General features: G+C 33.1%; 10 protein-coding genes. 1 reads left to right on the forward strand and 9 read right to left on the reverse strand.

Translation table 11 applies throughout. The annotated features are described in order from the left end of the window. Positions 1–206 precede the first annotated feature (206 nt). The gene (locus RR554_RS06420; protein ID WP_332463411.1) at positions 207–1,727 is read left to right on the forward strand and encodes a DUF1846 domain-containing protein; all 1,521 of its coding nucleotides are present in this window, start codon (positions 207–209) and stop codon (positions 1,725–1,727) included. 397 nt (positions 1,728–2,124) lie between these two features. Here the strand turns inward: RR554_RS06420 and RR554_RS06425 are convergent, their stop codons facing one another. The 9 genes from RR554_RS06425 to RR554_RS06465 all read right to left on the reverse strand — a co-directional run bounded on the left by RR554_RS06425 (position 2,125) and on the right by RR554_RS06465 (position 11,840). Continuing rightward, complete coding sequence (locus RR554_RS06425) at positions 2,125–3,345, reverse strand: ABC transporter permease (protein ID WP_332463410.1); 1,221 nt, start codon at positions 3,343–3,345, stop codon at positions 2,125–2,127. Then, the gene (locus RR554_RS06430) at positions 3,338–4,108 is read right to left on the reverse strand and encodes an ABC transporter ATP-binding protein (protein ID WP_332463409.1); all 771 of its coding nucleotides are present in this window, start codon (positions 4,106–4,108) and stop codon (positions 3,338–3,340) included. Before RR554_RS06430 ends, RR554_RS06425 begins: the two co-directional genes overlap by 8 nt. Before the next feature lies 1 nt (position 4,109). Next, positions 4,110–5,306: an efflux RND transporter periplasmic adaptor subunit gene (locus RR554_RS06435; RefSeq protein ID WP_332467652.1), complete on the reverse strand. Its 1,197-nt coding sequence runs from the start codon at positions 5,304–5,306 to the stop codon at positions 4,110–4,112. A gap of 109 nt (positions 5,307–5,415) precedes the next feature. Beyond that, on the reverse strand, positions 5,416–6,699 hold the full coding sequence (locus RR554_RS06440; protein ID WP_332467653.1) for a hydroxymethylglutaryl-CoA reductase, degradative: 1,284 nt from the start codon (positions 6,697–6,699) through the stop codon (positions 5,416–5,418). A 13-nt stretch (positions 6,700–6,712) separates the two neighbouring features. Then, on the reverse strand, positions 6,713–7,885 hold the full coding sequence (locus RR554_RS06445) for a hydroxymethylglutaryl-CoA synthase (protein ID WP_332467654.1): 1,173 nt from the start codon (positions 7,883–7,885) through the stop codon (positions 6,713–6,715). Positions 7,886–8,044: 159 nt separating this feature from the next. Then, on the reverse strand, positions 8,045–8,662 hold the full coding sequence (locus RR554_RS06450) for a 50S ribosomal protein L25/general stress protein Ctc (protein ID WP_332463405.1): 618 nt from the start codon (positions 8,660–8,662) through the stop codon (positions 8,045–8,047). 358 nt (positions 8,663–9,020) lie between these two features. Then, entirely contained in the window at positions 9,021–10,055 is a 1,035-nt protein-coding gene (locus RR554_RS06455) for a M42 family metallopeptidase (RefSeq protein ID WP_332467655.1), read from the reverse strand. A gap of 128 nt (positions 10,056–10,183) precedes the next feature. Further along, on the reverse strand, positions 10,184–11,368 hold the full coding sequence (locus RR554_RS06460; RefSeq protein WP_332463403.1) for a cation:proton antiporter: 1,185 nt from the start codon (positions 11,366–11,368) through the stop codon (positions 10,184–10,186). Between the two features lie 262 nt (positions 11,369–11,630). Continuing rightward, positions 11,631–11,840 (reverse strand): hypothetical protein, encoded by a 210-nt coding sequence (locus RR554_RS06465; RefSeq protein ID WP_332463402.1) that lies wholly within the window; start codon positions 11,838–11,840, stop codon positions 11,631–11,633. Positions 11,841–11,948 lie beyond the last annotated feature (108 nt).

Below are 11,948 nucleotides of genomic sequence, written 5' to 3' on the forward strand. Positions count from 1 at the left end.
ATTAATTAATAACAATGGTTTTGTTTTTTCTAAATTCTCATTATTAATTTTAGTTTTTTTGTCTATTTAGATGGAATTAAATGAATTTCAGCATTGATTATGATAAGCTAAAAGGTATGAGTAGAATAAATTGAAAAGTTTTTTATTGGAAATAGTGTCAATTTATTTTATAATAACGTGTCAGACAATTTAATGGAGGGATCATCATGAAAAAAATCGGATTTGATTCTCAAAAATATATTGAAGAGCAATCAAAGTATATTTTGGAAAGAGTAAATGATTACGACAAATTGTATCTAGAATTTGGCGGGAAATTAATTGGTGATAAACATGCCAAACGTGTCTTACCAGGATTTGATGAAGATTCTAAAATTAAAATTCTTCAAAAATTAAAAGATCAAGCAGAAGTTATTATTTGTGCTTACGCAGGGGACATCGAAAGAAATAAAATCCGCGGAGACTACGGTATCACTTACGACATGGATATTTTAAAATCAATCGATGAATTTACTGAATATGGCTTAAAAGTCAACAGTGTGTTAATTACGCGCTACAGCGGGCAACCTGCAACAAAAGTTTTTATTAATAAACTTGAAAAAAGAGATATTAAAGTTTACACTCATGAAGCAATTGAAGGGTATCCATATAACATTGATCAAATTGTGAGTGATGAGGGCTTTGGTAAAAATCCTTACATTCCAACAACAAAACCGATTGTTGTTGTAACGGCTCCAGGAGCTGGTAGTGGGAAATTAGCCACAAGTTTAAGCCAAATATATCATGAAAGTAAATTAGGACGTGCTGCTGGTTATTCTAAATTTGAGACATTCCCAGTTTGGAATATTCCATTAAAGCATCCTTTAAACATTGCTTATGAAGCAGCAACCGTTGATTTAAAAGATGTGAACATGATTGATTCTTATCATTATGAAGCATATGGAGAAGTTGCGGTAAACTACAATCGAGACATTGAAACATTTCCAGTAATCAAACGAATCATCGAACGAATTACTCACCAAGAGTCAGTCTTTAAGTCTCCAACAGATATGGGAGTTAACCGGGTTGGCTTTGGGATTATTGATGATGACGTGGTAAAAGAGGCTTCAAAAGAAGAAATTATTCGTAGATGTTTTGATACTGAATGTTTCTTTAAACGTGGAATGGTTGATGATGAAGTGGTTAATCGTATCCAAGTCATTATGGAAGAGATGGAATTAAAGAAAGAAGACCGCCTTCCAGTTGTACCAGCAAGAGAATATGCTGCCAAATTAAAGAAAAAAGACGCTAAAGCAGAAGCAACGATAACACCTGTTTCAGTTATGGCTTTTGAATTACCAGATGGGAAAATTATTACAGGGCGTTCAACTGATTTAATGGATTCATCGGCTGCAGCTATTCTAAATTCAATTAAATATCTAGCTAATATTTCAGATGAAATATTACTATTGTCACCGGTGATTTTAGAAACTATTCGTAAAATGAAGGATGTTGATTTACACAGTAAAATTACAGCCTTAAATGCTAATGAAGTATTGATTGCTTTATCAATCAGTGCGGTGACTAATCCAACGGCTCAAATAGCTTATGATAAATTATCTGATTTAGAGGGAACTCAAGCTCATTCAACTGTGATGTTAAATAAAGATGACGAACAAATACTGAAACGTTTAGGAATGGACGTTACAAGTGATGCCATCTTTTCATCAGAAAATCTATTTTATATTTAGAAGTAAAGAGGAGAAACCAAGTTGTATGGTTTCTTTTTTTATTTCTGAAATTTTCAAGAAAGATAGGCATTTATTTTTATATTTTCTGAAAATTATTGTATATTAACTATATGAGTCAGATTTTTATTAATAACGTAACTATTAGCCGATAGAATTGATGAATTAAACTCAGTTTACAAAGAATAAGTGTAAAGAAAGGGAAGGTCTATGACATATTTTTTAATGGGGTATTTCGGATTAGCAGCTATTCTTATTTTGAATTTAGTAATCAAAATTAACTCAAAACCTAAAAAAACAAGAAAAATAATGACTGTAAATTCTAAATCAAGTGTGAGAGAGTTTTAGGTCTAAAAAAACAGAGGTTAACTTTTTAAAAAAGTTACCTCTGTTTTCATTTTTATTGATAAATAGCTTTAATTGGGTCCATCTTAGCAGCGTTAATAGCTGGAATGACACCGAATATAAGACCAATACCTGCTGAAATACCGGCAGAAAGGAGAGCCATTTTTGGACTGACAATGGCCTGTACATTTGGAATTAGGGTAGAAATTAAGTTTGCAATGCCAGCACCTAATAGAACGCCAAGCACACCACCAATCAGTGTGATAAAGGCTGCTTCTAAAAGGAATTGAATTAAAATATTTGAAGGTTTAGCACCAATCGCACGTCTAATTCCGATTTCTCGTTTTCTTTCAGAGACTGAAACGTACATAATATTCATTACCCCAATACCACCAACAAGTAATGAAATAGCAGTAATGAAAATTAGACCAGTAACAACGGCCTGAATCATTTGCTCCATCTGTTGTCTAATTTTTTCATTTGTTCTATCTTCTTCAAAATTACCAACTAATTCAGGATGATAATCTTTAAGTAAAGTGTTGGCTTCACTTATTACTTGTTCACGTTCATGCCCAGCTGCTACTTTAAGCTTGATAGCATTTATTGGTTTATCTTTTGTTAATTCATTAAATGATCTCTTAGGGATAACACTATTAAAAACAGAACCATCCGTAATCATCTCATCCATATTAATTTTCTTTTTAACACCAATTACTTGATATTTCTGTCCATCAATATCAATGGCTTTTCCAATAATATCTTTTGGTTTTTTTATATTTAACCCAAGCATTGTGTCATAAGCAAGTACCACTCGATCTTTATTCATATCCTCAGCAGTAAAATCAGAACCAAAAGTAACATTTTCATCTGGTTTTTGATAGGCTTGAACTTGAGTAGAGCTACCAGTTTCAAAAAAGGCGACATTGGCACTTACTCCGTCTTGTGGGCCAAATCCGTAACCATAGTCAGCAGATAGGTTATCGACACCTTTAATTTTTCTAAGCATTTTTAAATCTGACATATTGAAAGCGAAGTTATCAAAAGAACTTTCTGATGCGGCTGAATCGTCTTCCATGTCTACTTTATAGATTAAACGAACGGTATCAGCATCAGTGGATTCCATAACTTTCATACTGCTTTGTTTCATCCCTTCACCAATAGCAGAGACAATAACAACCGCAGTAATACCAATGATAATTCCTACCATTGTAAGAAAAACACGTAATTTATGGGCTCTTAAGCTCAAAAAAGTACTTAATAATAAATTTTTAAGCATTTGTATATTCCTCCTCTGTTAGGAATAAACCGTCTTTCATATAAACAACACGAGATGCATACTTTCTCATATCGTTATCATGAGTAACCATAACGATTGTTTTTCCTTCTTTGTTTAAATCAGACAGAATTCCCATAATATCAGCACTTGTTTCGCTATCTAAAGCACCAGTTGGTTCATCAGCCATGATTAAAAGAGGTTCATTAACAAGTGCACGAGCGATAGCTACACGTTGTTGTTGGCCACCAGATAGTTCGGTTGTCTTAGAGTTTTCTTTTCCTTCAAGTCCAACTAAATGAAGGTAATGCTCAGCAATTTGTTTTCTTTTTGCTTCTTTTTTCTGACCTTCGTAAACCATTGGTAATTCAACATTTTGAGACACATTAAGTGATTGAATTAAGAAAAATTGTTGGAAAATAAAACCAATGTATTTATTTCTTAAATCAGATTTTTGATTTTCAGTTAATTTTGAGACATCTTGGTCATCGAAAATATAACTTCCATCAGAGGATTGATCGAGAAAACCAATAATATTCATTAAGGTTGTTTTCCCACTACCTGATTTTCCCATGATCATCAAAAATTCGCCTTGTTCAATAGTTAAATTTAAATTTTTCAAAACATGTAATTTTTCTTTACCAACAGGGTAATATTTATTAATATCAGTCAATTCAATTAGCGAAGCAGGAGAAGAAGAGGGTAAGAATTCTTCACTAGCAAGCTCTTCACTAGTTATTTCTTCATTGTTTAATTCTTCGACCATCTTATTTCAACTCCTCTGAATTTTCAGTTCCTAACTCACTAATTAATTCACCGCTTTTTAATTCTTTTTCAGATTTAACAATGACTTTGTCTAATCCTTCAAGACCGCTATTAACAACAACCATTCCTTTTTTAGCGCCTTTACTATCAACTTCAATGTCTTTACGTAAAACAGTTCCAAAGTCATCAACTAAAACATATTTTTTGTTCTCTTTTTTATCTGTATGAACAGCTTCTTCTGGCACTTCAAGTTTTTTATCTTCTAATTTTACAGAAGCTTGAACATGGAATCCTTTACGAACATTTTTTGTGTCTTTTAATGATAATTTAACAGTATAGGTAGATAGTGCACTGCTACCAGAACTTTGGCCACCCATTTGAGTACCTGCACCGGCTGATGAAGCTTGAGCAGAAGTAGGAGTGTTTGAAATATGAATAATTTCACCCTTGTAAACTTTGTTGTCAGCAATTGTTCTTACTTCAGCAGGTTGTTTTTCTTTAATTTTTTCAAGGTCACGTTCGTTAACTTCGCCTTCAACATAGAAATCATTTGATGTCAGCGTCATAATAGCGCTATCACGGTTTTGATCATCAGGAATATTTACCTGACCACTAAATGGAGCTGTTACTTGGTTAACTTGTTTAGCGTATAGCTCATCAATTTGGCTTTGTAATTGATTCATTTTAATATCAAAGCTATTTAAATCATATTTTAAACGAATACTTTCTTGTGTATTAGCATTATTTGGCGCAGCAGCACCTTCTGCACCACTAGCAGATGTTGTAGCACTTCCTGCATTGGCTAATTCATTTAAATCTAATTGCATTTGACGAGATGCTTTTTCTTTTTCAGATTGAGTTGTTTCAATCTGGAATTTTAATTCTGTGATTTGATTACTACTTGTTTCATCAACGTATTGATATAAAACCGTATCTTTCTCAACAGTATCACCATTTTTTACATTCAAATCACCTAATTTACCTAATGTAGCATCTTTGATAAATTCTTTGGATTTTGTAGGTGTAACAATCCCGTTAATAAACACTTGGTCAATATCTTTGACAGAGTAGTACTCAATGTTAGGTTCGTTAGAAGCTTCTTCTTTAGCTTTACTACCTCCTAATAAAACCTTAGCTCCAATCCCTAAAACAACGACACCAGCAACAACACCAATAATTATTTTCTTTTTCTTCGACATTATCCATAAACTCCTTTAAATTAAAGTAATATAACTATTATTCTACAGGAGTTAAAATGAGAATAAAATAGGGCGTAGGTCCTATAAAAAAAGAGAATAACCTTTTTAGTTATCCTCTTTCTCTAATAGATATAAGTATGTTTTTTGCTATGGTTGAATTCATTTTAGATTCTTGTCGAAGTAGTGTTGCGACTTGTTCAATTTCTTCCTCTTTAGCACCTACTTGAATAGCAAGGGAGCTAGCATGTAAACTCATATGTCCTTTTTGAATACCATCGCTCACTAACGCTTTTAATGCGGCAAAATTTTGAGCAAGGCCGACGCATAGTATGATTCTAGCAAGTTCCTCAGAAGAGGTGACTCCGAGTAAGTTAAGATTGGCTTGAGCCAAAGGTAAAACAGAAATTGCACCACCAACACTGCCAATTGCCATTGGTAATGTTAATTCTCCTAAGAGAGAGTCATTCTTTAAGTGCCAGTTACTCATGCCTTCGTATTGACCGTTTCGGCAAGCGTAGGCATGAGCGCCAGCTTCAACAGCTCGTGGATCATTTCCTGTTGCTATGACAACAGAGTCAATTCCGTTCATAATCCCTTTATTGTGAGTAGCAGCTCTATAAGGATCTAATTTTGAATAAAGACTTGCTTCAACTATTTTTTCAGCGATATTTCTGCCATCATAATAAGGTGTTGTTAATCTGTCAACAGGAATAGCACACGTAGCTGTTACAAGTGCTTCTGTATTGTAGTTGCTCAATATGGACATTAAAGAGCTTCCTTTAGTTAATTCTAAAAGATAAGGTGTAACACCTTCTAAAATTGTATTAATAATGTTAGCTCCCATAGCATCTTTTACATCAACCATTAAATGAACCGTTAAAAATTGCGCCGTATTTAATGGATGTTCTGGTACAACACGGATAGTAATGTTTTTAAGTCCACCACCTCTTGCAACAATAGAAGGGTGAACCTCATTTGCCAAGTTGAAAATATGTTGTTTGTTCTCTTCAATTTGAGAAATAGCAAATGCTATATCAGGAATATTTTTTAGAATAATTTGACCAATCATTTCTCTTGTTTTAATGGTTGTTTTAAATCCTTCTTTACCAACTATTTTGGCTGCATTACTACATGCCGCAATCACAGAAGGTTCTTCAACAACTAAAGGAATCTGCCTAGTGACACCATCAATCACAAAATCTCGTGCAATTCCCATTGGTAAGTGGAACTGAGAAATTTGATTTTCAATGAGAGAATCAGCAATAGTATTATCTAAAAGAGGATTTTGAATAAGTAAATCAGCATCCTCAGTAGTTAAAAAACCTTCGTTGACTAGTGTTTGGATTCTTTCAATCCTAGTCTGCTTATAAAATTTTTTAGTAACTTCCTTCAATTAAATAAACTCCTTATTGACGTTTTTCGTAGTGTCTTTGATGATTAGAAATATGAGATAGGTAAAATGTTCCTTTTTCGTATTTTTCTTCATCTAATGAATGAATCCCATCTGTTTTTGGTATTTCTTTATTAAAGATAGTTTCATATTCTTCAATAGATAAATCATAACGATCAGTTAACATATCTTTATGATTTGCTGTATCTAAGTGTTTTTCGTAACCTTCAATCAGTCTTCCAGAGAATATTTCTCCCACAGCTCCTGAACCATAACTGAAAAATGCAATTAAATCATTTGGTTTCAGTGACGTTGTTTGATTATCTAGAAGAGACATGAAGCTTAAATAAAGAGAACCAGTATAGATATTTCCAATATTTCTAGTGTATTCAGTAGATAGGTCATAATGAGCTAAAAGTTTTTCTTTAACACTAGCTGATTCATTTTCAAGAAGGGGAAGAAGTGCTTTTTTTCCCATTTTTGTATAAGGTAAATGAAAACAAAAGGCGCTAATATCATCTAGAGAATAAGTTGTTTCTTCCGTAAATTTAGTCCAAAGAAGATTAAAGAACTTAACATAAGCTTCATTTGAAAACTTCCCATCTACAATAGCTGTATCAGAATAATTAGGTCGCCAAAAATCAAAAATATTTTCAGACATCGCAATAGATGTGTCTTCAATAGCTAAAATTCTAGGGTTCTCACTAATTAACATAGCAACAGCTCCAGCACCTTGTGTAACTTCACCAGAAGTATTTAACCCATATCTTGAAATGTCAGAACCAATAACTAAGGCTTTTCTACCAGGATGGGTTTTAACAAAATCTCTAGCCATCATTAGGCCTGCAGTGGCCCCGTAGCACGCTTGTTTTATTTCAATGGATTTTGCAAAAGGGTGGATACCTAGTAGCTGATGAATGAAAGCAGCAGCTGATTTTGATTCATCAATGCCGGTTTCAGTTCCAACAACAACTAAATCAATCGCTGTTAGATCTTTTTTTTCTAATATTGGAAAAGCGGCGTTAGCCCCCATAGAGACAGTGTCTTGAGTAATTGTTGGGACAGCCATTTTTGATTGACCAATTCCGATTGTATATTTATCTGGATCAACACCACGATATGTTGCTAATTTAACTAAATCAATGTATGTATTTGGGGTGAAAAAATTTATTTTATCTATTCCAATCACAAGTTAACACTCCTAATAATATTATTAAACCTAAGTCATTCTATCATAAATTGTTAAGAGACTGATAATATTCATATTGAATTTAAAAATACTTTAATGATTTTAGGTAAAAAAAAAGAGAAGACCATAAAAAGTCTTCTCTTTCATTGTATGAAAAATTTATTCAGCCGGTTTTTCGTTAATTACTTCTGGTTCACTTGCTTCACCAGGAACAGCTTCTTCAGCTTGAGTGTTCATTTCTGTAACAGCACAAACTTGTTCTTCTGCATCAGTTACGATAGAGAATTCTGCGTGTTTAGGAATGTCACCAATCACTAAAGAATCACCAATTTCTAAGCCAGCAATGTCAACTTCAACACGTTCAGGTAATTTATCTGGTGTAGCTGAAACAATAACAGTGTATAAGTTTTGTTCAAGTACGCCACCAGCTTTAACACCCTTAGAAGTACCAACTAAAGTTAATTCAGCTTCTACTTCAGTTTCTTGTGTCATATCAACTGCTAAGAATTCAGCATGGATCCACTCTTTTGTAAAAGTATCCAATTGGTAATCATGAAGCAATGTACTAATTTTTTTTCCGTTAATATCAAGAGTATAAACAGAGTTTAAGCCGTTTTCACGAATTGCTTTTTCTAATTCTAAAGCATCAATTGAAAATGAAATGTTTTCAATTTTATTACCATGAACAGCACTAGGAACTCTTCCTTCTTCTCTTAATTTTCTACGGATAGAACGAGGTCTAACCGCTCTTTCTTCTGCTTTTAATACTACTGACATAAATAATCTTCCTCCTTTAGAATAAAATCTTAATTCGGTTCGTTATTTAGTTCTGCAGTTTTAACCGAGAATTGAGACTATCGATTAGCTTGCACTTAAAAAATGAATGTCAGCACTTTTTAAGAGACGAACCATAAACTTAGAGAATAGTGATTTAGTCGATTCTAATCGAATAGAAAGAAGCTATCCAAAATAAAACAACAAAAATCTGACTTAGGTAGTTGTTAGTTACCTGCTCATCATGGCCTTTCGACCACACTATATTATAAGCTTATGTGTTAACCATACGTCTAATTCTAAAAAAGGTCAAGTAAAGTGATTAATTTTTATTTTTTCTTATATCATGTCTTTTTTATTTTTAAGATAATTCACTAAATAAATATTTTGTAACTAATTGTTCAGTAGCGTCGATAGAATCTTTATGAGTTCGTTCAAATGCATGACTTGCTTCAATACCAGCACCAATCAATCCGTGTTTTACATCAGCACCAGCTCGCATAGCAGCAGAAGCGTCACTTCCATAAAATGGATAAATATCTAATTTAAATGGAATTTTATCAGTTTCACAAAGAGCAACAAAATGATTTCTAAGACCTAAATGATAAGGACCACTAGCATCTTTTACGCAAATTGAAACGGTGTATTCATCAGTTTGTTGATCGTCTCCCATAGCACCCATATCAACAGCCAAATATTCAATAACGCGCTCATCAATATTTGAGTTACCGCCGTAACCAATTTCTTCGTTATTTGAAAAGAAGAAGTGAGTAGTGTAAGGAAGTGTTTCATTATTCTTTTTAAGATTAAGTAAAAATTGAATCAAAATAGCAGCACTCACTTTATCATCTAAATGGCGAGATTTAATGAAGCCACTTGGTGTGATTTCAGTTCGAGGATCAAAACTAACAAAATCTCCAACTTCAATACCAAGTTTTTTTGTATCCTCTTCAGAGAAAGTTTTTTCATCAATTCTAACTTCCATATTATCTTGATTTCTCTCAGCGGTTCCAGCATCCTTATATACGTGGACACTTGTTTGGTGCATTAAAATAGTTCCAGTGTAATCTTTACCAGTTTGTGTGTGAATGGTACAGTACTCGCCTTCAATAGAGTTGAAACGAAAACCGCCAATCAAATCAAGTTTAAGACGTCCGTCAGGTTTGATTCCTCTAACCATAGCACCTAATGTGTCAATATGGGCGGTAATAAAGCGATGATTATCATCATCTTTACCAGGAACAGTGACAATTAAACTACCCTTTCGAGTGATTTGACCATTGTAACCATTTTCTTTAAGAAGCGAATCAATAAAATTAATAATGTCTGAAGTGTTACCGGTTGGAGATGGCATCCTTGTTAAAGTTTGTGTTAATTCGATTGTGGATTGATTCATAAAAAAGCGCCTTCTTTCTATTTTAATACCCTAAGCTTATGCCAAGAAATCAAACTAATCAATAGAAAAAAACACCTTTACCAAAGTTCCTCTAATACAGAGGGGAATTTTAGTAGAGATGTTTTTGATTAGGCGATTAATTCATCAGATTCTTTTTGTTCTAAACCAATACTAAATTTCAATAGTAATGGTGAAATGAGAGTTGTGACAATAATAGCTGCGATAATAGCAGTGAAAAATTCAGCAGTAATATAGCCAGCTTCTTGTCCGATTTTTGCAACAATTAGAGCCATTTCTCCTCTTGAAACCATCCCAGAGCCAACAACAAATGCTGATTTACGATTGACTTTCATCATTCGAGAGGCAAAGTATCCGCCAGCAAGTTTTGTGACAATTGCAGCAAGTGATAAAAGTAAAATCAAACCAAATTGAGAAAATAATGCTTCAATATTGATAACTAATCCAATAGAAACGAAAAAAACTGGGATAAATAGACTATTACCTATTGTATCAACGTCTGCTTCAATTTCATGAGCAGATTCATGACTAGATAACATTAGGCCAATAAAGAAAGCGCCAATAATATCAGTTAAGCCCATTTCTTCTGCAAAGATGGTAAAAGCAAAACATAGAACAAGGGCCATAGCGGTTTTAGCTTTAATAGCATTCATTTTGGATGATAATTTCATAACAGGGGTAATAAAGTATTTAGCTACAAGGTACATAATGACAAAGAAAAGTACTTTCTTGCCGATTAAATCCCAGGCCATAGGGACAGTAAATCCGATACTTGCATCGAATGTAATAACTGCGGTAAAAAGACTGATGAGGATGACAACAAGTGTGTCGTCAAGGATAGCCGCGCCAAGTGTGATTGAGCCAGCTTCGTTATCAAGGTAGTCGTACTCTTTAAGTACTTGAACGGTAATACTAAGTGATGTAGCACTAAAAATAATGCCTAGAAAGAATGATTCTGGAGTTCCCATGCCAATTAAGTGACCGAGAATACTAATGAAGATAAATGGAACAAAAACGCCGAACATAGCAACTATAACTGCTGGTTTGAGGTATCGTTTAAGCAGGTTTAAGTCACTTTCTAAACCAACTAAAAACATCAGTAAAATAATTCCTATTTCAGCAAACATGGCAACACCGTCAGTTTCTTGTACCATGTTTAAAATGGCGGGACCTAAAAGTATCCCTAGTAATAACTCGCCAAATACAACGGGCAGGTTAAATTTGTTACAAAGATGCCCTGCAACTTTAGTACCTAGCAAGATGAAGATGAGCATTTTTATTAACTCTAATGTCAAAACATATCCTCTCCTTAAAGAAATTTATTTAATTACACTATTTATACTAAATTATTTATAAAAATAAATCAATTAATATGTTTTTTTATTTATAATAAAAGCCTTGTTTGTAAAGGCTCTCATGTGTATTTTGTTATGAAATGTTATTTATTTAATTATTATATATTAAAAAATAAGAATAAATATTCATGTTTTATGAATAAAAGAGTATAGTGGATGAAAAGAGGAATATATTATGAATAAATGAAAAACAGCCGATATTTTATCGACTGTTTCTGTATGCATATTGTTGTTTTTTTTCTGTATATCTTTCGTATTGTTTTCTTTTGTAGCTTTTTTCATCCCAAAGCATCAGCCAAATCATTACAAGGGGAGTTAAAACAACCAAAGCAGCTTGCCAACCAAAAGTACCTAAAACAATTCCCAAAATTAAAACAATCAACATCAACGCATATCTTCTTATTGCTTCCATTATAATCACTCCTAAATAATTTAGAACGCCTGTTCGTATTTATATTATACAAACAAACGTTCTCTTTGTAAAGAAAAAAATAAAGCAATTTTGCTTTATTTTTTTTAA

This window comes from Vagococcus sp. (assembly GCF_036639995.1).
GTDB lineage: Bacteria > Bacillota > Bacilli > Lactobacillales > Vagococcaceae > Vagococcus.

Coding starts and splice junctions, on each gene's coding strand:
- RR554_RS06420 (WP_332463411.1), top strand. CDS start 207: ATGAAAAAAATCGGATTTGATTCTCAAAAATATATTGAAGAGCAATCA.
- RR554_RS06425 (WP_332463410.1), bottom strand. CDS start 3,345: ATGCTTAAAAATTTATTATTAAGTACTTTTTTGAGCTTAAGAGCCCAT.
- RR554_RS06430 (WP_332463409.1), bottom strand. CDS start 4,108: ATGGTCGAAGAATTAAACAATGAAGAAATAACTAGTGAAGAGCTTGCT.
- RR554_RS06435 (WP_332467652.1), bottom strand. CDS start 5,306: ATGTCGAAGAAAAAGAAAATAATTATTGGTGTTGTTGCTGGTGTCGTT.
- RR554_RS06450 (WP_332463405.1), bottom strand. CDS start 8,662: ATGTCAGTAGTATTAAAAGCAGAAGAAAGAGCGGTTAGACCTCGTTCT.
- RR554_RS06455 (WP_332467655.1), bottom strand. CDS start 10,055: ATGAATCAATCCACAATCGAATTAACACAAACTTTAACAAGGATGCCA.
- RR554_RS06465 (WP_332463402.1), bottom strand. CDS start 11,840: ATGGAAGCAATAAGAAGATATGCGTTGATGTTGATTGTTTTAATTTTG.